The sequence below is a fragment of the Spirochaetales bacterium genome (assembly GCA_016930085.1).
GTDB lineage: Bacteria > Spirochaetota > Spirochaetia > SZUA-6 > JAFGRV01 > JAFGHO01.
The window spans coordinates 64,511-89,643 of record JAFGHO010000061.1 but is presented as its reverse complement, the minus strand read 5'-3'; the positions used below and the strand labels follow the sequence as shown (position 1 = coordinate 89,643).

Below are 25,133 nucleotides of genomic sequence, written 5' to 3'. Positions count from 1 at the left end.
TTGCTTCATTATAGCATAATTTCCCTGAAAAGCAATGATTAATATATAAGCCCGCTTTCTTCCCGTCGTCCGTGCGGGTAGATCCGGACGTTTTTTTCCTGCGTGAAGTTGCCGTTTTCCGTTTTCCGATAGTATATTTAACACAGAACGGCATCGGTCTTTGTGAGAGACATATGGTTTATTAAAATGTTGCCTGTTTTTATTATCTGAAAGTATTTTATAAAACGTTGGTGCAAAACGCGGCCTGATGCGCGGCGGTGACTGCCGCCAAGGAGCCAACGTGAATACAGGAAAATCAATTCTATTCATTATATTCATAATTGCCGCAATGACGCTGTCAGGATGCAATCTGCTCATCACCTTTATCGACGGCCTGAATGAACCCTCGATCAATGTGACCCCCCGAAACGCGTCCGTCGAAATCTATCAATATATCTATTTCCACGCCGAATGGATCGATCCGGGAGAGGATATACGGATGGATATCACCAATTCGGCCTCATGGAGCGTGAGTCGTCCGGAGATCGCCACGATTTCATACAACGGCGAAGTGTACGCATGGTCCGCGGGAACGATCGAGGTGTACGCGCGGTATGAGGGAAAAACCGGAAAGGCGACCCTCTCGATATACGATCCTGCGGGAAGCACCCCGGATCCCGATCCGACCCCCGATCCTTCCGCGCCGAATCCGCCCTGTATCTATAACGGAATGGGAGACTATGTCAATTACGACACGCCGACATGGACCTGGTCGTCGGGCGGCGGGGGTAACGGAACCTACCGCTTGAAGATCGACGATTCGAACCTCGAGTGGGATGCCTATGAAATCTCCGACACCTATTTTAGCGCGCCGTCATCCCTTTCCGACGGCATCCATTACTTTTATATACAGGAGCGCAACGGGTCGGGGATATGGTCGGAAACATCGTACAATTATTTGATAATCGACACCGTTCCGCCGGACGTCGACGCGGGGTACGACCGCACGACCGGAAGCGGTTTCGAACTTGCGGGAAACGGAAACGATGCGAACGGTATCGCCGGATTCGAGTGGCACCAGATGTCGGGCCCGGGAACGCTCGATTTTTCAGATCCTTACGCCCAGACCACGTATGTCACCGCTTCATACGACGGCTGGTATGATATCGAATTCGCCGTCTACGATTATGCGGGAAACTGGAGTTATGATTACACGACAATTGTCGTAGAATCGACGGCGCAGGCATTCTATCCCTTCAATGGCAATCCGTACGATGAAAGCGGGTGGGGGAGAGACGGTCAACTCGTAGGCTCCCCCCCATGTGTTACGGACAGAAACGGAAACCCGTGCAGCGCCTACGATGTCTCATCGGATTATATAAAAGTGTCTGATGGGGTGCACCCGGACATTTATGAGGGTTTTACCATTGCGGGCTGGGTACGGCGAACCATCTCCGGAACCCACGCATACCAGTGTTTTCTAGGGAAGGATTATACAAAAATGTACGGGATCGGGGTTCGATGTGACACAGGCAAGTTCTATATAAAGGTCGGTACTGAAACCCTCTGGTTTTCCGACGCGGGACACCCCGTGCTTCCGGTTGACTCTATGTGGCATCATTTCGCCGTTACCTACAAAGACACGACGGATCTGGTCGAGCTTTATTTTGACGGTGTTTTTGCCGCGTCGATGCCGTGCACGGCTTCGATGACACCGTCGACGAGTCCTCTCGGTATCGGACGAGACGGAAATTATATGGACAGTTTCGAGGGGGATATCGACGACGTTTATATTTTCGACAGGGTGCTTGACTCAGCCTATATCGAAGACATCTACCAGCGCCCGTAAGAAAGGAGGAGCAGTAGATTTTATGGCGGAAACAAAAGCGGCCCCGCTAAAGGAGGAATGAAAAACGGGCCGCTTCTGTGTCAGCCTTTCTATTCCCCGAACACCCCTTTTCGTTTCCAGCACTGCCACCTGATTTCATCCTTTTTCATGAATCCGACAATCGACTTGACCAGGGCGTTGTATTCGACAAAGATCGCGATGTAAAAGAGCATCCAGCCGACAAAAATGTATTTTACGTTCGGACCGAAATGTTTCCTGTTGCAGGGAGACGAGAGAATCAGGTAAAAAAGGAACGCGAGGATGGCCAGGCCGATTAAAAAACCGGAAAAATTGTGTGAAAGAATCAGGTGCATTATAAAAAGGCCGACGATATATACCTCGAGAAAAAGTTCCAGTTCCGAATAGACTGAAAATGGGAGGACCACGCATGTGAACAGTTTGTTGTGGCGTTTCTTCGTGCTGAAGAAGAGGTACCTGTATTTCCAGAAGGTATCGATTCTACCCCGTTTCCAACGCAGCCGTTGCTTGAGCAGACCCCCGAGGTCGGTCGCGCCTTCCGTGTAGACGACAGCGTCGGCGGCGAATTCGATCTTCATACCCGCGTCCTGAATCCGTATGGATAGATCGATGTCCTCGGTGATCGTGTCCGCCGAAAAATAGCCGAATTGTTCGAACACGCTCCGCCGGTAAGCGGCTGCCGCCCCGCCGACGATATAGATGGTATTGAGAAGGGAGTCGACTTTTTTCAGGTAGAAGGAGAAGAGGTATTCGAAGAACTGAACGATTCCGAGCAGCGTGTTCGTGTTTCCCACCATGATGTTTCCTGCAACGCACATTACCTTCGGGTCCCGGAAGCGTTTGACGAAGTTCGAAATTGCCGAGGGTTCGAGGATGCAATCGGCGTCGATCGTGATGATGATATCGCCGGAGGAGAGGGTGATCCCCCTGTTCAGGGCTTTTGCCTTTCCGCCGTTCGTCTTGTATTCGTAGACGATCGATTTCCCGCTTTCCCGAATACGCTTCACATTGCGTGCGATGAACTGCCTCACGAGTGAATCGGTATTGTCCGTCGAGCCGTCATTGATGACGATGATTTCGAGGTTCCGGTAATCGCTCTCAAGCGCGGATTGGATCGTCGGGATAATGCCGACTTCCTCGTTCCACGCCGGCAGGAGAAGCGATACCCTGGGCGTATAATTCTTCCGCTCCCGCGAAAGCCGCGCGTCCTTTATCGCCATAGCGACCGAATACCACGGGCCGAGGAAAATATAGACGAACAGCCGTAATATGAGGGGGGCGAGAAAAATGAAGAGGATTTTCCATATCGGGCCCACAAAATTCTCATCCTTCCCCGTCAGAAAAAAAGCGAGAAAGAGTATCGCCGCCGTTACCATATAAAACAGCGCAACAAGAAGGTTTTTTCTGTTAATGATGGTTTTCTTTTTTTGATTCATTCCGCACCGCCTTCGCAATAATATTACCCGCCAGATTCGATACGCCGATCAACACGATCAATATCGTAATAACGAGATAGAGAAGTTCATGATATTTCACATAAAAAAAGAACGCAGTACCCGCGAGAAGCGACCAGATAAGCATGGCGCCTGTGGTGGTGAGAAACCGACAATACCGGAAATTGGTTTTCCTTTTCGTTTGATGCTTGTTTTTATGTTCCATATCCGCCTTTTTTATTATGTTCTTTAAAAAAATACCGTTTATGTATATTGGAGTATACGCATCGGGGTGAAGGTTGGTTTCATAAAAGACGATTTTTATCTTTTTTTTGTCGTAAACCAGACATTTTGCACTTTTTTTTCGTGAAGGTATTGCTTTTTTTCCGATTCGGATGTATTATTGAGCATATTCGTATGAATAGACAGAAATAGTAATGAGTTTTGGTGAATAATTAATATATCTACCTTTATATATATACATCCATTAAAAGCTTAAAACATTTTCTGTAATCAACATCCTTTCCGGGTATACCGGTGAGGTCTATAATGGAGTTATTATATGAGATTTCAGGAACTCGGCCTCGAGGCCGAATTGATCAGTGCGGTCGCAGCACGGGGCTACAGCAGCCCGACAGCTATTCAGGAAAGGGCGATACCGGTCATCCTTAAAGGAAGCGACATTCTTGCCGGCGCCCAGACAGGGACCGGGAAAACGGCGGCCTTTACCCTGCCCATGCTTCAAATGTTAAACAGGGAATCTTCGGGGGGATTATGTCCCCGCGCCCTCATTCTTGCCCCCACACGGGAACTGGCTGCGCAGGTGGGAGAAAGCGTCCGCCACTATGGAAAAAATCTCCGGCTTCGTTCCGCGGTTGTCTTCGGCGGGGTCGGGATACATTCCCAGATAAGCCGCCTCAAGCGGGGTGTCGATATTCTGGTCGCGACTCCCGGAAGGCTTTTGGACCACCAGAATCGGGGAACCGTCAATCTTTCCCGCGTGGAAATTCTGGTGCTGGACGAGGCGGATCGGATGCTCGACATGGGATTCATTCACGATATCAGAAGGATATTACGGCTTTTGCCCGGCAGGCGTCAGACACTCTTTTTTTCAGCGACCTACACCGACAGCGTGAAGGAGCTTGCGGACCGTATTCTCGATAATCCGCAGTGTATCGAGATCACCCGGAACAAACCGGTCGATACCGTTATCCAGTCCGTCTATCCCGTGGATCATGTAAAAAAACGGGAACTGCTCACCCACCTCGTCAGGGAAGGGGAGTGGAAACAGGTACTGGTGTTCACCCGTACGAAATACGGTGCCGGCCGCCTGGCGGAGCAGCTGTCAAAAGACGGTATTACCGCCGAGGCAATACACGGCAATAAAAACCAGGCTGCACGGACCCGGGCGCTTTCCGCGTTTAAAGAGGGGAAGGTTAGAGTCCTCGTGGCAACCGATATCGCTTCGAGGGGTCTCGATATCGCCCATCTCCCGTATGTGGTCAATTACGATCTTCCCCATTTCCCCATGGATTACATCCACCGGATCGGACGGACCGGACGGGCAGGCGAAAACGGTGTCGCCCTTTCGCTAGTAAGTGCGGAAGAACAGAAGTACCTCTGGGGCATCCAGCGGTTGCTCGACTGTGACATCGAGGTGAAAATGATATCGGGTCTGACCCGTGATGGCGGAACGAACCGCGACCGGTCGCCGAGACAGCGAAACTTACTTAAAAAAAGGAGAAAGTCGGGACGGCGGTATGCCCGAACCTGGTAGGAAACGGATAAATCGGGTTCGGCCGCGGGCAGCGGCGGAGGGAAAGATGTGTTCTACGGCAGCCTGTAGTCGCGGCTGCACCGCATAAACGCCTTGATATTCTCGATCGGTGTTTCCTGGGGAAGATCGCACCCGGAACTCAGGACGAAGTTCGCAAACGGTCTCATCCGATCGAGCAGCGCAAGTACCTCTTTTTCGACGCCCGCGGGTGTTCCGTGCAGCAATGTACCGACCGGACTGATATTGCCGATAATGATCACGTCTTCCGGCACCCTTTTCGCCGCTTCGGCCAGATCGACACCGGTTTCATCGGCATCGAGACTCAGGGCGTTCACACTGCATTCGGCCATTTTTTCGATAAGGTGCATTGTATTCCCGCAGGTGTGATAAACGACCGCCACATCCGTATATTCGCAACTCAAGGTGATCGAGTGGACATAGTGGCCTGAAAACCTGGCGAATTGTTCCGGCCCGAGCATGACCGCACTCGGTTCCAGAACGCAGATCATCTGCGCTCCCGCCGAGACGAGGAGGCGGGTGTATTCCAATACCCGTTCCGTCGCGAACTGGCATACCTGTTCCAGCTCATCCGGATCTAAAATACTCGCCATGGCCGCGTCATCCGCGCCCATAAGCAGGGCGGCGAGCGTATACGGCCCGGTCACATACGCCCCCCGTATAATCGATTGGGGCAGGACGATACTCATCAGTTTGACGGTTTCCACGTAACCGGAAAGCCTTGTATCGAAAACGATCACCGGTTCCCTGAATCGTTTGAGATCGTCAAGGGAGAAATGGTCCCTGACCACCGTCGCCGATTCCTCTTTCGGGAACACCGTATAGCGTCCCAGCGCATTCGCCTCGACAGACAGATCCATGAGCGGGAAGACCGCGTCCGGGTGAAAAAGATCCGCCAGGGCCTTGATCGCCTTGAAGTGTTCGCCATAATTTTGCTGGGCGAGTTTTATCGTGCTGCCGGTAAGATTCAAACCGGGAAATCCCATCAGGGGGGCGACAAGACGGCGTTTTTCGTTATATGCGGCTTTTACTCTGTGTAGAAACAATTTTTCGGTCATAGCATTACTGCCGACAACATCCTTTTCGACGTGTAATCAATATATCAGATCAGATGATAAGAGAAGTAGTACTTCCTGTCAAGCTTTTCATCGTGGAAAGGAAATATATAACGTCGATCGTCCCGTCATTGTCGGCGATTCCTTGCCGGAAGTGTATCGTGAAACAAAACATCGGGTTTCCGGTAATTATTTGATATATTCTATAGAATATAATGACAAAAAAGGTTATTATTGAGACATTGGATATCGGGATATTGTTTGACGGCATTATTCCCGACACGGCGTATGTTTCAGGTGAGAACGGCCCGGGAAGAGGACGGCCGCCTGAACTTTCATCTCTCATGGCTCCGGTTTTTAACGGCACAGACGCGGGCTGGAGTATATGTCGTAGGGCTGCAACACAGAAGGGTGAGGAGCCGGTGATAACGGTTTTAGGAATCGACATAGGATCTGTTGCCGTATCAGTTGCCTTGATCGATGACAACAAAACAATACTCACAACATCATATTGTTTTCATCACGGATCGATAAAAGAAAAATTAACCGACATATTGTGCGGACTGAAAACCACTCCTCCTTCCGCCATCGCGGTAACGTCTTCTACACCCGATATTATAGCCAAAGCGGACCGATATGATACACAGCTTTCCGTCATTCGGGGGGTCAGGCATCTTTATCCCGATACCGGAAGTATTCTGTTTGTCGGCGGTCAGAATTACGGCCTTATCACCTTTAATGAACGGGGTGAATATAAAAGCTACCGGGCCAATTCCTCATGTGCGGCCGGAACGGGCAGTTTTCTGGATCAGCAGGCAAAACGGCTCAATATCGGAAGCAGCAGCGAATTAAGCGGGATTGCATTATCGAACCGCGGGAATGAACGGCCGGGGATTGCGACCAGGTGTGCGGTGTTTACAAAAACGGATCTTATTCACGCCCAGCAGCAGGGGTATTCCGTCGGCCAGATCTCGGACGGCCTTTGTGAAGGCCTGGCACGGAACATCATCGAAACCCTGATCCCGGATGAATCGAAAATCAGAACGCCGTTGATATTTGCAGGCGGGGTTTCAATGAACCGGGCGGTTGTCAAACACATCAGAAACCTGTTGTCCAGGGAACCTGTGGTCGGCGAATATTCGCAGGTATATGGAGCCATCGGGGCGGCGCTTCTCCTGCTTGAAGAGAAAAAACCGCCCGCCGGGGAATTACACGACATACTGTCGGTTATTCGAGAAACAGCCATTGAAAAGACGTATGCCTATAAACCGCTTCGGCTGTGTCTGTCCCGGTATCCGGAGTTCTCGAGCGAAGAGAGATATCTGTTTACTCCACGAAATCATGCCGTCGATGTCGAAGTCGATGTGTACGGGGGGTTTGAAAGCGATACCGATGTGTATCTGGGGATCGATATCGGTTCGACATCGACAAAAGCCGTGCTGATCGACCGGCAAAACAATGTCCTTGCCGGTTTTTATACCCGGACTGCGGGCCGGCCGATCAGGGCAACGCAGACAATATTGGAAGCGATTGACGATATCATGCAAAAAAAGAAGATTTCGATAACTTTTCAGGGAGTCGGTACGACCGGATCGGGCAGGAAATTTATCGGAACAATCATCAATGCGGATCTTGTTATCGATGAAATCACCACCCATGCACGGGCCGCATACGAACTCGATCCCGAGGTTGACACGATTATCGAAATAGGCGGCCAGGATTCGAAGTTCACCACGTTGAACAACGGTATGGTCACGTTTTCGGTCATGAACAATGTGTGTGCGGCTGGGACCGGCAGTTTTATCGAGGAACAGGCGGAAAAACTCGGTTGCCCCCTTACAGAATATTCCCGGCGGGCCATGAATACCCCGTCACCCCTTGCAAGCGACCGGTGTACGGTTTTTATGGAGCGGGATATCAATCATTATCTCGTTTCAGGGTATTCGGTCGATGAAGTACTCGCTTCCGTCCTTCATTCGGTAAGAGAAAATTACCTCACCAAAGTCTCTGTTGAAGCGCATATCGGAAAGAAAATATGCTTTCAGGGGGCAACGGCCAAAAACAAGGCGCTTGTTGCGGCATTCGAACAAAAACTGCAAAAACCCATTTTCGTCTCAAAATACTGCCATGTCACCGGGGCACTCGGATGCGCTTTGATTCTGGCTGAAAATAAAATAACAGGATCCAAATTCAGGGGAATCGGCCTTTATAAAGAAGAAATTCCATTTGAAACGGATGTCTGCGGATTATGTCTCAACAAATGTAAAATCAACAAGGTTATTGTACAGGGCGTAACCGTTGTCTTCGGTTTTTTATGCGGAAGGGACGCCGACACAAAACGATATGTCAACAATAAAAAGAATGTTTTCAATCTCGTGGATGAATACAGAAAGGTATTCTCGAAATCACACGCACCTATACAATACAGGTCGGTAAAAACAATCGGAATACCCCGTGCACTTTTTTTATCCGAAGAACTGACTATATGGGAACATTTCTTCAATACCCTCGGGATGAAGGTCGTTTCAAGCGAAACAGTAAAAGAACCGATAGCAATCGGCAAAAGAATTGCGGGAGGTGAGTTTTGCGCGCCTGTTTCGGCCTATTTCGGCCATGTGAAATATCTTTCCGAAAAAGCCGATTATATTTTCCTGCCGGTCTATCTCGAGAACAGGAACAAAGAGAAAGAGAAAATACGGCAGTATTGTTATTACTCCCAGTTCGCTTCCTCGCTTGCCGCATCGATAACCGGCCTTCGCCTTGAAGGCAGAATCATTATGCCGGTTATCGACACAAGGCACTTCAATACGGCAGCCGAATTATATAAAATTCTTAAACCTCTTATCAACTGCACCTATTGGTCCGTTTATTTTGCCTATCAGCGGGCTTTGGATTTCATGAACGAACGCAGAGAGCGATTGAAGAACATCTTTAAACGGGAGTTCGATAGAACAAGCGACATAAGTGTTTTATTCATCGGAAGGCCGTATACGATACTTGAAAAAAATATGAATAAGGGTATCCCGGATTTTTTTGAAAGCCTTGAAATTAAAACCTTTTACCAGGATATGCTTACATTTTCCAAAGAAGATACGGAGGAGATTGAGGATCTGTTAAAAGCCTTTCATTGGTATTATGCATCGAAAATACTCGAATCGGCAGTCATCGCGGCAAAAACAAAGGGGTTGTATCCGGTGTATATCACCTCATTCAAATGCGGCCCGGATTCCTTTGCCATTGAATATTTCAAACGGATTATGGACCGGTATCAAAAACCTTACCTCATTCTGCAGCTTGACGAACATGGTTCCGGCGTCGGATATGAAACCAGGATAGAGGCCGCGGTACGTTCCTTCAGAAACCACTTTGCACGGACGGATAAGGCGGTACAGCGGAATACCGGCCTCCCTGTTGTCCCTGTAATCGATAAACGAATAAAGGGAAAAACCCTTCTTTTCCCCTGCTGGGACCCCATTGCTTCCCGCCTCATCGAGGCGGTATTGATAAAGGAGGGAATCGATGCACGTATGGTCGAGCTTTCCGAACATGCAATTCAGCTGGGACCTCGTTCAAATACGGGTATGTGTATTCCCGTCAATATTATCATCCAGAGTTATCTCGACTATATGACGACACATCATCTCGATCCCCGGCAGACTGTTTTATGGATGTTCGATTCCGATCTCGCCTGTAATATAAAGCTTTATCCTTCCTTTATAAAAAGCATGTTTGAATCGTACGGTAAAGGTATGGAAAACGTCGCAGTGTATATCGGAGACATAATGTTTACAGACATATCAATCCAGGCGGCAATCGATGCGTATTTCGCCCAGATGCTCGGGGGAATGCTCAGGAAAATCGGATGTAAAATAAGGCCTTATGAAACAGAGAAGGGGATGACGGACACGATAATCGGGCAATCGCTTTCGATATTCTACAACATGTTTTTGGGAAACAGAAACAAGGAAGACGATGTCAGGAAGGTGGTCAATCTCTTTAAAGGGATCGATATTTCACCGGCTAAAAGGCCGAAAGTGGCTGTCTTCGGAGATATCTATGTGAGGGACAACGATGTGATGAACCAGGATCTCATCCATTGTATCGAGAATTACGGGGGAGAAGTCATTACCATGCCCTTCAGTGACATCCTCAAGCTGGTGGCAAATCCCTTCATCGAACGGTCGATGAGAACGGGAACCTTTTTCGATGCCTTTGCCGCAAAGGCCATGGTCACGATTATCGATTCGCTTGAAAAAACATTCTTCAAGCTGTTTAACGAAATCCTCGAGGAGCAGCCGTTCGATTGGAACATCAATTATCGGGAAGCCCTCGATTATTTCAATGTGAAAATCGAACAAACCGGCGAATCGGCCGACAACCTGATCAATATCTACGCATTACATCGCCGTTACCCCGATATAGCACTCTTCGTCCAGACAAATCCCGCATTCTGTTGCGCGGGTCTTGTCACCGAAGCGATGAGGGACCGGATCGAATCCCTCACCGGGGTCCCGGTCGCCACGCTTACCTATGACGGGACCCGGAAAAATATCAACCAGGCCCTGATTCCCTATATCTCATACGCGGGTGAAAACGTCCGGTGATACATCCTGTTTGCTTCAAAGCAGGGAATTGCCCTCCCCGACAACAGGTAACGAAGCGCAGGTATTGAGGTTTTTCTTTATAAAAACCGTCATAGATGAACCCGCCGGTTACGATAGTCCCTTTATCATCGCTTTCCCGTCTGGACGTTCCAGAGGTTCGCATACAATCCCCCCCGCCCGAGCAGCTCTTCGTGGGTTCCCGCTTCCGTGATGCTCCCGTCACCGATAACATAAATCCTGTTGGCGTTTCTGATTGTCGAAAGCCGGTGGGCGATGATGATCGTGGTCCTCCCCCTGATGATTTTTTCAAGCGAACGCTGGATCGCCGCTTCCGTCTCGTTGTCGACGCTCGATGTCGCCTCGTCAAGCACAAGGATGGGCGGGTTTTTCAGGACCGCCCGCGCGATCGCGATCCGCTGCCGCTGGCCCCCGCTCAATTTCTGGCCCCGTTCGCCGACCAGGGTGTCGTAGGCATCGGGAAGGTTTGCGATAAACTCATGGATTTCCGCGATCCTTGCCGCCTCAATGACCGCTTCCATCGGCGTTTCCGGCCGCGCATAGGCGATGTTTTCGAAAATAGTGCCGTCGATGATAAAGGTGTCCTGCTTGACCAGGCCGATCGCCCGCCTGAGGTCCCCGATATCGAGATCGGCAATGTCGATGCCGTCCAGGGCGATCTTTCCCTCGTCGGGGTCGTAAAAGCGAAGCAGGAGTTTCACGATCGTGCTTTTTCCGGCGCCCGTGATGCCGACAAAGGCGATGTTCCGGCCCGGCCGGACTTCAACCGTGAAATCGGAAAAAATAGGTTCCCTGTTTTTATATGAAAAACCGACATGATGAAAATGGATGCCGCCTTTCACATCGTCCGTTTCGAGCCGGCGGGTCCCGCCTCGTATGCCGCTTTCACGAACGAGCAGCGACTGAATTCTCGAAGCGGACGCCATTGAGCGCTGGAAAAGATCGAGGGTATCCCCCAGCCTTGTAAGCGGCCAGAGCAGCCGTTGGGTAAGAAAGACCATGGCGCTGTATGCGGCGATCTCGAGGTTCCCCGAAAGGGTCCGGAGACCCCCGAAGACGAGCATGAGGAAAAAACCGATCACGATGATCATACGGATGAGGGGAACGAATCCGGCGCTGAAAGCGATTGCATGTCTGTTCGACTTCATGTATTCCTTTGAGATCGCTACCACGCGTTCGCTTTCATACGATTCGGCTACATAGCTTTTAATCGTCGCCATACCGGTCAGGTTGTTCGAGAGAATGCCGTTCAGGATGCCGACTTTTTCCCGCACATCGCGGTATTTGGGTTTGAGAAAATTCTGGTAGTTGATCGAAAAGAATATAAGAAAAGGAACCGGCAGCATCGCCATCCATGCGATCTGGGGGGAGAGAAAGAAAAAGGCTGATGATATAACCGTCACGGTGACGGTGACCTGGATAATGTCATTGATCCCGCTGTTGAGGAAACGCTCGAGCTGGTTGATATCGTTGTTCAGGATCGCCATAATGCCGCCCGTCTTGTTGTCTTCGAAAAAGGCCATTTCGAGGGTCTGGATGTGATCGTAGGTCTCTTTTCTCAACGCGTGCTGGATATGCTGGGCGAGGTTCTGCCAGGTGATTTTGTAGAGGTATTCGAATATCGACTCCATGATCCAGATGACGAGGGTGGCAACCCCTAAAATGATGAACTGGGTGACCGCGTCACGAATCCCCATGGCACCCAGAAACGATCCGCTTCTCCGCACCGCGATGTCCACGGCCGCCCCGATCAGAAAAGGCGGGGCAAGATCGAAGAGTTTGTTCAAAACCGAAAAAAGAGAAGCGAGAAGGACCTTCCCACGAGAGGCAATGATATGTTTTTTAAGCGGGCCCGTTTTTGTTCCGTTTGTATCTTTCATCCGGTTCCCCGTTCACCTCTTCGATAAATGCGTCGACGTCCGCCGTTTTTATGAAAAAAAATCCTTTGAATGTCCTGCTTTTCAGTACAATACCGCCCTTTTTCTCTATTTCCGACTGCATGTCAGGAAGTGCGTTGCCCGGAATGAACCTGCACGTGCTAAAAAGGATGAACCGTTTGCCGTTCATGTTGCGGGCGTTCGAGAAAAAATGCCTGAATACGGGGGCGTATTGGGCGCCATGGACCGGCGTTCCAAGCATGACCACATCGTATGGCGAGAGGTCCTCGAACTTTCTGTTGTATTCGAAATGGGTGAGAATTCCTTTTCGTATAGCCTCGAGGTCGGACAAATATACCCTGAAGGATTCGGTGTACCGGTATTCCCCGATATCGGCCTCCGTGTTGGTGATATGGGCCTTTATCCTTTCGGCGACGCGCCTCGTTCTTCCGCTCAGAGAAAAATATACGATAAGTGTTTTCATACGGTATACAATACCTGAACTCGTTACGTATGGGCAAGGGATTTCGGAAAAAATATGATCCGGAGTGCTTTTGGGATATATCAACGGGATGGTGATGGTATCGGTTTCGGGGCGAATACCTCCCGGCCGGTTGGCCCGGGAGGAATTGACGATATTCACACAGCCCGTTCGTATATATTCCTCCGGGGTGAAGGGGGGCGCGGCTGGTCCCATGTATACGTTTGTCCTGCGTAAGTGCAACGCCTGCGTTTTCAGCCATACGGCGTATTTCCCGGTAACCGTTCCCCCGTACGAGCGTTATACCTTTGATGTGATATTGACGCCGTTTTTTGAAGGGGATTACGGTGCGGTCCTCTCGTTCGTCAAGGGCGATCCGGCTTCTCCTGCAATCGATATTTCGATTCCCGGCAGTTCGCGGTACGGCTTTGCATTCATCTTATCGTCATTCAGAACGGCCTGTCCGCGAGATATTTGTATTGCTGGTACCGCTGCTTCGCGTCCGTGCGGGCCTGGTTGAGTAATTTTTCGGCCCGTTCCGGCTCGATTTGCTTCAGCGACCTGAATCTGATTTCGTTGTACATATAGTCGGCGACATCGACCGAGGGTTCCCTGGAATCGAGTGAGAGCGGGTTCTTGCCTTCCGCCGCGCGCCTGGGGTCGTACCGGAAAAGCGTCCACATTCCCGAATCGACCGCGAGTTTCTGTTCGTTCATTCCCTTTGTCATGTTGATCCCGTGCGCGATACAGTGGCTGTATGCGATAATCAGTGACGGCCCGTCGTAGTTTTCCGCTTCGTTAAAGGCCTTGATCGTCTGCATTTTGTTGGCGCCCATGGCGACACGGGCGACGTACACGTAGCCGTAACTCATCGCCATCATACCGAGGTCTTTTTTCGATATCGGTTTCCCGCTTGCCGCGAACCTCGCGATCGCGCCCACCGGCGTCGCCTTGGACATCTGCCCGCCCGTGTTCGAATAGACCTCGGTGTCGAGGCAGAGGATGTTCACGTTCCGCCCGGAGGCGATGACGTGATCGAGGCCGCCGTAACCGATATCGTACGCCCAGCCGTCGCCGCCCAGAACCCAGACGGAGCGCCGGATCAGATAATCGGCGACGGAAAGGAGTTCCTTCGCCCCGCCGGAGGTTGAATTTTTAAGTTCTTCCTTGAGTTTGCCCACATTCGTCCGTTGGGTTTCAATTTCTTCCTGGCTTTCCTGTTTGTTGTTCAAAATGGCGGTCAGGAGGTCTTTTGACGGTCCCCCGGCCCGGATGGCCTGTTCGACCAGTTCGAGGGCATACTGATTCAATTTATCGCTCGAAAGCCGCATGCCGAATCCGAACTCGGCCGCGTCCTCGAACAGGGAGTTCGACCAGGAAGGCCCCCTCCCGTCCCGGCGTTTGGTATAGGGGGTGGTGGGGAGATTGCCGCCATAGATGGAGGAACACCCCGTCGCGTTGGCGATGATCGCCCTGTCGCCGAAAAGCTGCGAAAGCAGCTTCACGTACGGCGTTTCACCGCAGCCCGCGCACGCGCCGGAAAACTCGAATAGCGGCGGAATGAGCTGCGAGCCCTTGACCGTGTTACGCTTGATCGTGAGGGGATCGGTGTCCGGGAGCGAGAGGAAGTAATTCCAGTTTTTCGATTCCTCTTCACGCAGCGGCGGCTGGGGCTTGAGGTTGATCGCTTTTTCCTCCGTCTTGTTTCCCTCTGCGTCCTTTTTGTGTGCGGGACACGAGAAGACGCAGGCGCCGCAGCCGGTACAGTCTTCAGGGGAGACCTGTATGGTAAAGCGTTTCCCCGCGTACTCTTTTCCTTTTGCCTCGGTATGTTTGAATGTGGAAGGCGGATTCTTGAGCGCCCCCTCATCGTATATTTTCAGTCTGATGACTCCGTGGGGACAGACCAGCGAACATTCACCGCACTGGATGCAGACATCGGGCTCCCAGACCGGGATCTCTTCCGCGATATTCCGCTTTTCGTATTGGGTGGTACCCGAAGGGTATGTCCCGTCATCAGGAAGTTTTGAAACCGGAATTTCGGTTCCCTTCTGGGAAATGATCATGCCGGTGACTTCCTTTACGAAATCAGGGGCATCTTCGGGAACCGGTGATTGTATGCGAAGGGAGCTGGTTACCTTCTCCGGATAATCGACCCTGACGATATTGTCTTTTGCCGATTCGATCGCCATCATGTTTTTCGTCACAATGTCCGAACCCTTGTGGCCGTAGGTGTTCTCGACGGCCTTCTTGATGAGTTTCAATGCCTCGTCTTCCGGGAGGACGCCGGAGATGAGAAAGAAAGCGGTCTGCATGATCGTATTGATCCTTCCGCCGAGACCGATCTTGTCGGCGAGATCCATGGCATTGATGATGTAGAATCTGAGTTTCTTCCCGACAATATGCTTCTGGACTTCAGCGGGGATATTGTCCCATATCTCGTCTTTCGAATAGTGGGTATTGAGAAGGAAGGTCCCGCCGGGAACGATATGCTTGAGCATATCGTATTTTTCGAGGAAGCTGAATTTGTGACAAGCAAGGAAATTCGACTTTTGTATGAGATACGTGCTCTTAATCTGTTTTTTCCCGAACCTGAGGTGGGAAATCGTGATCGCGCCGGCCTTTTTCGAGTCGTAGACAAAATAGCCCTGGGCATAGTTGTCAGTGGCCTTTCCGATGATCTTGATCGAGTTTTTGTTCGCGCCGACCGTTCCGTCCGAACCGAGGCCGTAAAACATCGCCCGGTGAACGCCCTCGGCTTCCGTGGAGAAGTCATTATCCCATTCGAGGCTGGTGTTTGTCACATCGTCATGGATACCGATGGTAAAATGATTTTTCGGCGTCGATGATTTCAGATTGTCAAGGACCGCCTTTGCCATGCCCGGATTGAATTCGTTCGAACCGAGGCCGTATCGTCCGCCGACAACGACAGGATAATCCTGTCTGGAAAGCTGTCCGCCCGCCATCGCCTCACCGATCGCGGTCCTGACGTCTTCATACATGGGTTCACCGAGTGATCCGGGTTCCTTTGTCCTGTCCAAAACGGCAATCGCCTTCACGCTTTTCGGTAAAGCGGCGATAAAATGCCCGATACTGAACGGACGGTAGAGTCTCACCTTGATGAGACCGACCTTTTCTCCTTTTCCGGCAAGATATTCGACGGTCTCTTCCATCGTTTCCGCGCCGCTTCCCATAAGAATGGCAATTCTTTCGGCATCCGGTGCACCGACATAATCGAACAGTCCGTATTCCCGTCCGACGACCTCGGCGAATTTTTTCATGACGCCTTCGACGATCGCGGGTGTCGCCAGGTAATATTTGTTCACTGTTTCCCGCGCGGCAAAAAAGACATCGGGATTCTGCGATGTTCCCTTGATCGAAGGCCGCTCCGGATTCAAACCCAGCATCCTGTGCCGGTGGACGAGTTCATCGGGAATCATCGATTTCATATCGTCGAGAGTGAGTTCCTCGACCTTCTGGATTTCGGAAGATGTCCTGAATCCGTCGAAAAAATGAAGGAAAGGAACCCGTGCTTCAAGGGTCGCGGCCTGTGCGATGAGGGCCATGTCCATGGCTTCCTGGACGCTGTTGGAGGCGATGAGGCCGAATCCCGTGGATCTGGCCGCCATGACATCGGTATGGTCACCGAAAATGGAGAGTGCCTGGCAGGCGACCGAACGCGCGGAAATATGAAAGACCGTCGATGTCAACTCACCCGCTATCTTGAACATGTTCGGGAGCATGAGAAGGAGGCCCTGGGAAGCGGTAAAGGTGGTGGTAAGGGCCCCGGTGGTAAGGGCGCCATGGACCGCGCCCGAAGCCCCTCCTTCGGATTGCAGTTCCGCCACAATCGGGACGGTACCCCAGATATTCTTTCTGCCTTCCGCCGAATACATATCCGCCATCTCCCCCATGGATGACGAGGGGGTAATCGGGTAAATGGCAATCACTTCATTTGTTGCGTGCGCGACATAGGCAACAGCAGAATTACCGTCAATTGTAACATTTTTTCTACTCATGATATTTCCTCTTATTATTGTAAAATTTGATGTGAATAGACACTTTTAAATAAATATACAGGAAACGCCGGATAATGACAAGCTGTCCCGGAGAATATATATCTATCGGTTTTCAATTATCGCTTTTTTTTGAAAATACTTCTTTTATATCTTTTACTTGATATTTTTTTATTATGTAATACACTTATGAATAGTATTGTTGTTAACAATAAATAAGGAGGGGAAACATGTATCTTTATCTCGTTCAGCACGCGCAGGCAAAGGGTAAAGAAGAAGATCCCCAGCGGGGATTGACTTACGAAGGAAGAAAGGCGATCGAAAAAACATCCCACCACTTCGCGAATCTGCCGTCGGACATCGGTGAGATCATTCATAGTACCAAACTGAGGGCGAAGGAGACGGCGGAAATCCTCGCGCACGCACTCGGAATAGGCGAACGGATTTCGGAAAAGGAAGGGCTGGAGCCGCTCCAGCCGGTTCTCCCGATGAAAACGGAGATCGACAACAAGGGCGGTAATATTGTTCTTGTCGGCCATCTCCCCTATCTCGACAGATTATCGTCGCTTCTTCTCTGCGGGAACGAGAATGAACATATCATTTCGTTCAGGAATGCGGGTATTGTCTGTATGAGACGGGAAGACGGACACTGGTCCCTGGAATGGATTCTTCAGCCGGACATCATCTGAAAACAGCATCAATCTCCTTGCGGAACGGCTTCGATACGGGTATACTTGTAGCGGAAAAGGAGAGGCGCCTATGTACTGGCAAAAGGACCTGGAATGCATAGACCGGGATCATCTTAAAAAACTCCAGAAAGACCGATTCGCTTCGACAATGGCGAATGCTTCACGTTCGCCTTATTATAAACGGCTGTTCAGCGAAAATGATATCGGCGGCACGCTCCCCCTGGATTTGATTGCCGATATCCCCTTTACGTCAAAACAGGATCTCCGGAACCATTTCCCCTACGGTTTTCTTGCCGTCGATCTTGAGGAAACGGTACGGCTTCATTCATCGTCAGGAACAACGGGAAATCCGACGGTCGTGTTTCATACCTCGGAGGACATCGAAGCGTGGGCCTCACTTATGGCACGGAGTATTTATATGACCGGGGCCAGAAATACGGATGTGTTTCAGAATATGATGGGCTACGGGCTGTTTACCGGGGGACTCGGGCTTCACTATGGAGCGGAAAAACTCGGTATGCTCGTGATTCCGATAGGACCGGGAAACAGCAAGCGGCAGTTGTGGTTCATGCAGCAGTTCAAAACAACGGTCGTCCATATCCTTCCCAGCTACGCATTACGGCTCCATAACGTGATGGAGGAGTCGGGAATCGATCCCCGAAAGGACACCTGCCTGCGGATCGCTTTTATCGGCGCGGAACCGCATACGGAAGCGATCAGGAAAAAAATCGAGGAACTTCTTGGGGTCGACGCCTATAATTCCTACGGGCTTTCCGAAATGTGCGGACCGGGTGTCGCATTCGAATGCGTATGCAAGGATGGACTCCACCTCTGGGAAGACGAGTTTTACATGGAAGTCATCGATCCGGTCACGGGAAACGTCCTTCCCGACGGCGAGGAGGGAGAACTCGTGTTGACGACACTCAAAAGGAAGGCCCAGCCCCTGCTTCGCTACAGAACGAGGGATCTGACAAGGATCATACCCGGTGAGTGCAAATGCGGGAGAACTCACCGCCGGATCGAACGGATCAAGGGACGCAGCGACGATATGCTGATTATCAATGGGGTGAACCTTTTCCCCATGCAGATCGAAAAGGTGATCATGGGCATACCGGAGGCGGGAAATAATTACATCATCGAGGTGCATAAAAAGAACTATATGGATAAAATCACCGTCAAGGTGGAGATTAACGAGAATTATTTCAACGGAACACTCGCCGAACTGGCGCATCTTGAAAAAAAGATCGAAGAGGAGTTGAAAGCGGAGCTGCTCGTCACGCCGGTCGTCAAACTGGTCGAGGCATCGAGCCTTCCGATTCATGAAGGTAAGGCCAAACGGGTGTATGATTTGAGGGAAATGGAGCAAGGAGGAGGATAATGGCCGAACATATTTCTGTTTTTGTCGAAAACAAACCCGGAAAAATCATGGCGATTACAAAGGTGATCGCGGACAATCACATCAACCTTCTGGGAATCGCGATCTCAAGCAGCGGGGAGTTCGGCATCGTCAAGCTGCTGCCGGATGATATCGGTAAGGCGTACGAGGTGTTGAAGCAGAACAATTATACGGTGCATAAAAGGAATGTCGTGATTGTCATAGTCGATGATAAACCGGGCAGCCTTCATCAAGTCCTTTTAATCCTTTCGAACGCGAACATCAATGTCGAAGACTGTTACGGTTTCGTTCTCGCTGGCGGACGGCGCGCCGCGATTGTCCTGGAAACGGATGAGTCCCGGGAAGCGGAGAAGGTACTCGCGGATCATCACATCAGACTCGTTTCAAACGAGGATATGCATATTCTGTAACAACACCCTTCATCCGCCCTTGACTTTTCCCCTATTTTTCTTCTATTATAGAGGCCTGTATTGCCGTGCGGGCTTTCATTTTATACAGCGCAACGGGCATTATCCGGGCAATATTAATTTGGAATGAGAAAGGGCATATCCTTGTGGCGGAAAAAAAGCTTTTATCCGGTAACGAGGCCATCGCGCGGGGGGCATTCGAGGCGGGTGTAACCGTCGGTACCGGGTATCCAGGCACCCCTTCAACGGAAATCCTCGAAAGTCTCACGACATATCCCGGCATTTATACTGAATGGTCGGTCAATGAAAAGGTCGCCTTTGAGGTCGCCATGGGCGCGGCCTTATCCGGTGCCCGATGTCTTTTAACCATGAAACATGTGGGATTGAATGTCGCGGCGGATCCGCTTTTTACCGCCTCATATACGGGAATAAAGGGCGGGCTCGTATTGGCCAACGCGGATGATCCGGCTATGCATTCATCCCAGAACGAGCAGGACAACAGACACTACGCCTATGCGGCGAAAGTGCCCATGCTCGAACCGTCGGATTGCCAGGAGGCGAAGGATTTTACCGTCTTCGCTTATAATCTGAGTGAAACATACGATACGCCGGTCATCCTTCGCACCGTAACGCGGCTTTCCCATTCCCTCGGGGTAGTGGAAATCGAAGAAAGCCCTTCACGGGAGAGGGAGATCGAGGGGTTCAGGCGTAACCTTAAAAAGTATGTCATGATTCCCGGTCACGCGCGGGCCCGCCATGTGGTTGTGGAAGAACGGATGAAGCGGCTCGAAAAGGACGTGAACGGATTTTCCATCAATAAAATGGAGATTGCCGATTCGAATATCGGCTTCATTACCTCGGGTATCGTCGATACCTATGTCAGGGAAGTTTTCCCTGATGCGTCGGTCCTCAAACTCGGGTGCGTCAATCCGCTTCCCGGGGAAATGATCAGGGAGTTTTTCGGTCGCGTCAAAAAGGTGTCCGTCGTCGAGGAACTCGATCCCTTTATCGAACTTCGCATCAGGGCGATGGGGCTTCAGGTCGAAGGCAAGAAATATTACCCTGTCACCGGAGAGCTTACTCCGGATCTGGTACGCAAACCGTTTCAGGGAGAAGCGGCATTAACGGTCAAGACGGCAAAAAAGGGACTCGAGAACAGGATATCCCTTCCGCCGCGGCCGCCGTCCCTCTGCCCGGGTTGTCCACACCGGGAATTCTTCAAGATCGCCCGAAAACTCGGCCTTATCGTCACCGGCGATATCGGCTGTTACACCCTCGGGGTTCTCCCTCCGTATAACGCTATGGATACCTGTGTGGAAATGGGCGGGAGTATCGGCCATGCCCAGGGGATAGAGATCGCGGGCGGAAAACCCGAAGGAACGGGCGTGGTCGCGGTGATCGGTGATTCGACCTTCGCGCATTCGGGCATCACGGGACTGCTCAATGCCGCTTATAACGGCCGCCGCTCCCTCATCGTCGTACTCGACAACTCGACCACGGCCATGACCGGCATGCAGCCCAACCCCCTTTCCGGGCAGCGGATAAACGGTGAGGAAACAGTGAGGCTCGATTATATAAAACTCGCTCTGGCGTTCGGCATGAACGAGGAAAATGTGCGGATCGTCGATGCGTACCGGCCGAAAGAGATCGAAGAGGCCCTGACTTCGCTGCTTGAAAGTAAAAGGTTGTCGCTCCTTGTTGTTCAGGGATTATGCATAATCCTGAAAAAAAGAAGAAGGAAGGCGGGGTGATGCCATGGGCAACATCTTCAATATTCTGATGGTCGGTGTCGGCGGCCAGGGGATCATCATGGCTTCGGATATCGTTTCCCTTACCGCCATGTACGGGGGAAGGGACGTCAAAAAAAGCGAAATACACGGGATGAGCCAGCGCGGCGGTTCCGTGTTCAGCCATATCAGGATAGGGGAGAAGGTCCATTCACCCCTGATCGCAGCGGGAGAAGCGGATATCCTCTTTTCGCTCGAAGAAATGGAAACACTCAGGTGGATTGGCTACGCGAATGAAAAGAGTATCATTATCTGTATGAAAACCCGCATTAATCCGGCGATGGTGGAAGAATACCCTGCCGGTATCGAAGAGGAGATCAAACGGGCAAGCCCGAAGGCGTGTTTCATCGATCCGGAGCCGCTGAGAAAGGAAATCGGTAACGCGAAATTCCTCAATGTCGCCCTCATCGGGTTGCTTTCGGGATTTGTCGATTTTAATGAAGACTGCTGGGAAAAGGCGATCCGGGAAAAGGTACCCGAAGATACCTTTGAAGGAAACTGGAACGCTTTTCATACGGGAAAAAAATTATACAGGGAGGCGTTTGAATGATCTGGAATCAGGAATTTGAAACCATGGAGCGCACAAAGCTTGCCGGGATTCAGGGCAGGCGGCTTCAGGAACTTGTTGCCAGGGTTTATGAAAAAGTGCCCTTTTACAGAAAAAAGATGGATGAGGCGGGTGTGAGGCCCGCGGATATCAATAGCATCGATGATATCGTCAAGCTGCCGTTCACGACAAAGCCCGATATGCGGGACGTGTATCCCTACGGCCTTTTGGCGGTGCCCGAAGAAGACCTCGTCGAAGTGCACACGTCCTCGGGAACGACGGGTAAACCGGTGGTCGACGCGTATACGGCGGCCGATATCGAGTTGTGGAAAGAGGTAATGGCGCGGACGCTCGCCATGGGGGACACGACGAAAAAAGATACGGTCCAGAACGCCTACGGCTACGGGCTTTTCACCGGCGGCCTCGGCGTCCATTACGGCGCCCGGAAGATCGGGGCCAATATCATTCCCATTTCCGGAGGGAATACGGCGAGACAACTCGATGTCATGGTGGATTTCAAGTCGACCGTTTACACGAGTACCCCGTCGTATTCGCTTTACCTCGCGGAAGAGGGAAGGAAACGGGGAATCGACTTTAAAAAACTGCCACTCCGCGTGGGGCTTCTCGGCGCCGAACCATGGAGTGACGCGATGAGGAAGGATATCGAAGAGAAACTGAGTATCACCGCACTCGATATTTACGGCCTGACGGAAATTATCGGACCCGGCGTCTCTTCCGAGTGCGAATACAAGGACGGACTCCATATCTGCGAGGATGTCTTTTATCCCGAAATCATCAATCCGGTGACGGGTGAGGCCCTTCCCGACGGGGAAAAAGGTGAGCTTGTCATCACCACCCTCACCAAGGAAGGAACGCCGGTCATCCGCTTCAGGACGCGGGACATCACCTACCTCATACGGGAACAGTGCGCATGCGGACGGACCGCGGTCAGAATGCACCGGTCGCTCGGCCGCACGGACGATATGCTTATCATCCGCGGGGTGAACGTTTTCCCGTCGCAGATCGAGGAAGTACTCGTGAAGATCGAGGGGGTGGAGCCCCACTACCAGATTGTCGTCGACCGGGAAAAGGGAAAACTCGACAGTATCGAGGTCCGGGTCGAAATGAACGAACGGATTTTCTCGGATGAAATAAAGAACCTCGAAAAGGCGGAGAAGGCCATTGAAGAAGAGCTTTATTCCGCTTTGAATATTCACGCGAAAGTAAAACTCGTGGAATCAAACAGCATCGAACGGTCCATGGGCAAGGCGAAGCGGGTGATCGACAGGAGGCAATTATAAACAGCCGCCCCATCTTATGGCAATCTCTTTTGTCCCCCCGAATAAGAATTCGGGAGCGAGGGACAACATTATTTTGACAGGAGGTAAATACGATGGACATTAAGCAGATATCGGTATTTTTGGAAAACAAGAAAGGAAGACTCGCCGATGTGACCGAAACGCTTTCGGAGAACGGTATCAATATACGGGCGCTGTTTCTTGCCGATACCACCGATTTCGGCGTCCTCAGGATGATCGTCACGGATCCGGATAAAGCCCTGGGCGTACTCAAGAAACATAATTTTGTCGCGCAGGAGACCGATGTGATCGCCTGCGAGGTGGAGGACAAACCCGGCGGGTTGAACAAAATACTCCAGCTTTTAAACGCGAATGATATCAATATCGAATATATGTACGCTTTTGTCGAGAAAAAAGTGGACAACGCGGTCGTCGTATTCAAAATCGATGAGAACAGGAAGGCCGTCGATGTACTTCGCGGGAACAATATCGGCCTTGTCACCCGCGATGTGCTTCAGAGTCTGTAAAAAACCTTGACAAAGACGTCCAAGTATACTATCAATAGAAGGATTATTCTGCTTACAGGTAATAAAAAAGGAGGAAAAGGTATGAAATCCAGATGGACATTGTGCGCATGTATTGTCATACTGGCCGTTTTAACCGCGATATTATTGAGCGGTTGCGCGGACCAGACCAGAAAGCAACCCATAAAAGTAGGCGCCATTCTGGCCGTCACCGGCCCCGCTTCGTTTCTCGGCGCCCCTGAAGAAAAAACACTCACGATGCTCGCCGAGCAGATCAATAACGCCGGGGGGGTCGACGGGCGGAAAATAGAGTTGATCGTCAAGGATTCGCAGGCGAACCCGGAAAATGCGATTTCGTTCGCGAAACAGCTTATCGAAGAAGACAAGGTCACGGCGATCATCGGACCGACAACAAGCGGCGAAAGTATGGCGATCAAGGACCTTTGCCAGGAGAACTCGACCATTCTGCTTTCCTGCGCAGCGGCGGAGACGATCGTCGAACCGGTCGCTTCCTATGTTTTCAAAACACCGCAGAAAGACAGTTATGCGGCGATCAAGATATATCAGACCATGAACGATCTCGGTATCAAGAAGATCGGTGTCGTCGTCAGTAACGCCGGTTTCGGCCTCGGCGGCAAGGCGCAACTCGAAAAATACGCGCCGGAACACGGAATCGAGATAGCGATCACGGAGGTCTATGATAAAGGGGAAAAGGATTTGACCGCCGTGCTGACAAAGGTAAAAGACAAAGGCGTCGAGGCGGTCGTCAACTGGTCGATCGTCCCGGCGCAATCGATTATACCCAAAAACATGAAGCAGCTGGGAATGAATATTCCGCTTTTCCAGAGTCACGGGTTCGGAAACATCGAATACGTGAAGGCAGCGGGCGAGGCGGCGGAGGGAATCATATTCCCGTGCGGCAGGCTGCTGGTCGCGGACGTTCTCCCGTCGGATCATCCGCAGAAGGCCGTACTGACAAAATACAAAAACGACTATGAAAGCAGATTCAAGGAAGATGCGAGCACATTCGGCGGGCACGCCTACGATTCGTTCATGATCCTGATGGAAGCGATAAAAAAGGCCGGGGCGGACGATGTTGAAAAGATACGCTCCGCGATCGAAAACATGAAAGGATTTATCGGAACCGGGGGTATTTTCAATCTTTCTCCGTCCGATCATAACGGTCTTGCGCTTGATTCGTTTGAAATGCTGACAGTGGAAAACGGCAAGTTTGTCCTTTATAATTAATAAACGTGCTTTTCTTTTGCTATTGCATATAAAAATCGGGGAGTACTGACGCTTGTACGCAGGTCGTACTCCCTTTTTTTTCCGTTTCAGGGTTATCGAAACCGCCGGAGTC

General features: G+C 51.0%; 18 protein-coding genes. 12 read left to right on the top strand and 6 right to left on the bottom strand.

Going from position 1 to position 25,133, the window contains the following annotated elements; all coding sequences use genetic code 11:
• Positions 1-280: 280 nt before the first annotated feature.
• The gene (locus JW881_10670) at positions 281-1,828 is read left to right on the top strand and encodes a LamG domain-containing protein (protein MBN1697966.1); all 1,548 of its coding nucleotides are present in this window, start codon (positions 281-283) and stop codon (positions 1,826-1,828) included.
• An 89-nt stretch (positions 1,829-1,917) separates the two neighbouring features.
• On the opposite strand, the gene JW881_10665 is transcribed toward JW881_10670, so the two are convergent.
• Positions 1,918-3,282 (bottom strand): glycosyltransferase, encoded by a 1,365-nt coding sequence (locus JW881_10665; protein MBN1697965.1) that lies wholly within the window; start codon positions 3,280-3,282, stop codon positions 1,918-1,920.
• Complete coding sequence (locus tag JW881_10660) at positions 3,254-3,505, bottom strand: hypothetical protein (protein MBN1697964.1); 252 nt, start codon at positions 3,503-3,505, stop codon at positions 3,254-3,256. Before JW881_10660 ends, JW881_10665 begins: the two co-directional genes overlap by 29 nt.
• 336 nt (positions 3,506-3,841) lie before the next feature.
• On the opposite strand from JW881_10660, the gene JW881_10655 reads away from it, so the two are divergent.
• Entirely contained in the window at positions 3,842-5,056 is a 1,215-nt protein-coding gene (locus tag JW881_10655) for a DEAD/DEAH box helicase (protein MBN1697963.1), read from the top strand.
• A gap of 53 nt (positions 5,057-5,109) precedes the next feature.
• Here JW881_10655 and JW881_10650 read toward each other — a convergent pair whose 3' ends face one another.
• Entirely contained in the window at positions 5,110-6,132 is a 1,023-nt protein-coding gene (locus JW881_10650) for a uroporphyrinogen decarboxylase family protein (GenBank protein ID MBN1697962.1), read from the bottom strand.
• Positions 6,133-6,344: 212 nt separating this feature from the next.
• Here JW881_10650 and JW881_10645 point away from each other — a divergent pair, with 212 nt between their 5' ends.
• Positions 6,345-10,733, top strand: a complete 4,389-nt coding sequence (locus JW881_10645; GenBank protein MBN1697961.1) for a hypothetical protein — start codon at positions 6,345-6,347, stop codon at positions 10,731-10,733.
• Between the two features lie 125 nt (positions 10,734-10,858).
• On the opposite strand, the gene JW881_10640 is transcribed toward JW881_10645, so the two are convergent.
• Together JW881_10640 and JW881_10635 are read right to left on the bottom strand one after the other, a co-directional pair.
• Positions 10,859-12,631, bottom strand: a complete 1,773-nt coding sequence (locus JW881_10640; protein MBN1697960.1) for an ABC transporter ATP-binding protein — start codon at positions 12,629-12,631, stop codon at positions 10,859-10,861.
• Positions 12,594-13,112 carry a hypothetical protein gene (locus tag JW881_10635; GenBank protein ID MBN1697959.1) on the bottom strand — a complete coding sequence of 173 codons (519 nt, stop codon included), beginning with the start codon at positions 13,110-13,112 and terminating at the stop codon, positions 12,594-12,596. Before JW881_10635 ends, JW881_10640 begins: the two co-directional genes overlap by 38 nt.
• 70 nt (positions 13,113-13,182) lie before the next feature.
• Here JW881_10635 and JW881_10630 point away from each other — a divergent pair, with 70 nt between their 5' ends.
• Positions 13,183-13,629: a hypothetical protein gene (locus JW881_10630; GenBank protein MBN1697958.1), complete on the top strand. Its 447-nt coding sequence runs from the start codon at positions 13,183-13,185 to the stop codon at positions 13,627-13,629.
• Here the strand turns inward: JW881_10630 and nifJ are convergent.
• Positions 13,559-17,128, bottom strand: a complete 3,570-nt coding sequence (nifJ, locus tag JW881_10625) for a pyruvate:ferredoxin (flavodoxin) oxidoreductase (protein MBN1697957.1) — start codon at positions 17,126-17,128, stop codon at positions 13,559-13,561. The two genes, JW881_10630 and nifJ, sit on opposite strands and share 71 nt — an antisense overlap.
• A gap of 227 nt (positions 17,129-17,355) precedes the next feature.
• Between nifJ and sixA the strand changes: the two genes are divergently transcribed.
• The 8 genes from sixA to JW881_10585 all read left to right on the top strand — a co-directional run bounded on the left by sixA (position 17,356) and on the right by JW881_10585 (position 25,021).
• Positions 17,356-17,814 (top strand): phosphohistidine phosphatase SixA, encoded by a 459-nt coding sequence (sixA, locus tag JW881_10620; GenBank protein ID MBN1697956.1) that lies wholly within the window; start codon positions 17,356-17,358, stop codon positions 17,812-17,814.
• A 70-nt stretch (positions 17,815-17,884) separates the two neighbouring features.
• Positions 17,885-19,192: a phenylacetate--CoA ligase gene (locus tag JW881_10615; protein MBN1697955.1), complete on the top strand. Its 1,308-nt coding sequence runs from the start codon at positions 17,885-17,887 to the stop codon at positions 19,190-19,192.
• On the top strand, positions 19,192-19,620 hold the full coding sequence (locus tag JW881_10610; protein ID MBN1697954.1) for a hypothetical protein: 429 nt from the start codon (positions 19,192-19,194) through the stop codon (positions 19,618-19,620). Before JW881_10615 ends, JW881_10610 begins: the two co-directional genes overlap by 1 nt.
• 143 nt (positions 19,621-19,763) lie before the next feature.
• Positions 19,764-21,368, top strand: coding sequence for an indolepyruvate ferredoxin oxidoreductase subunit alpha (locus JW881_10605; protein ID MBN1697953.1), 1,605 nt, complete (start codon positions 19,764-19,766; stop codon positions 21,366-21,368).
• Between the two features lie 4 nt (positions 21,369-21,372).
• Positions 21,373-21,954 (top strand): indolepyruvate oxidoreductase subunit beta, encoded by a 582-nt coding sequence (locus JW881_10600; GenBank protein ID MBN1697952.1) that lies wholly within the window; start codon positions 21,373-21,375, stop codon positions 21,952-21,954.
• On the top strand, positions 21,951-23,252 hold the full coding sequence (locus JW881_10595) for a phenylacetate--CoA ligase (protein MBN1697951.1): 1,302 nt from the start codon (positions 21,951-21,953) through the stop codon (positions 23,250-23,252). Before JW881_10600 ends, JW881_10595 begins: the two co-directional genes overlap by 4 nt.
• Before the next feature lie 92 nt (positions 23,253-23,344).
• Positions 23,345-23,776 (top strand): ACT domain-containing protein, encoded by a 432-nt coding sequence (locus JW881_10590; protein MBN1697950.1) that lies wholly within the window; start codon positions 23,345-23,347, stop codon positions 23,774-23,776.
• A gap of 81 nt (positions 23,777-23,857) precedes the next feature.
• Positions 23,858-25,021, top strand: coding sequence for an ABC transporter substrate-binding protein (locus JW881_10585; GenBank protein ID MBN1697949.1), 1,164 nt, complete (start codon positions 23,858-23,860; stop codon positions 25,019-25,021).
• Positions 25,022-25,133 lie beyond the last annotated feature (112 nt).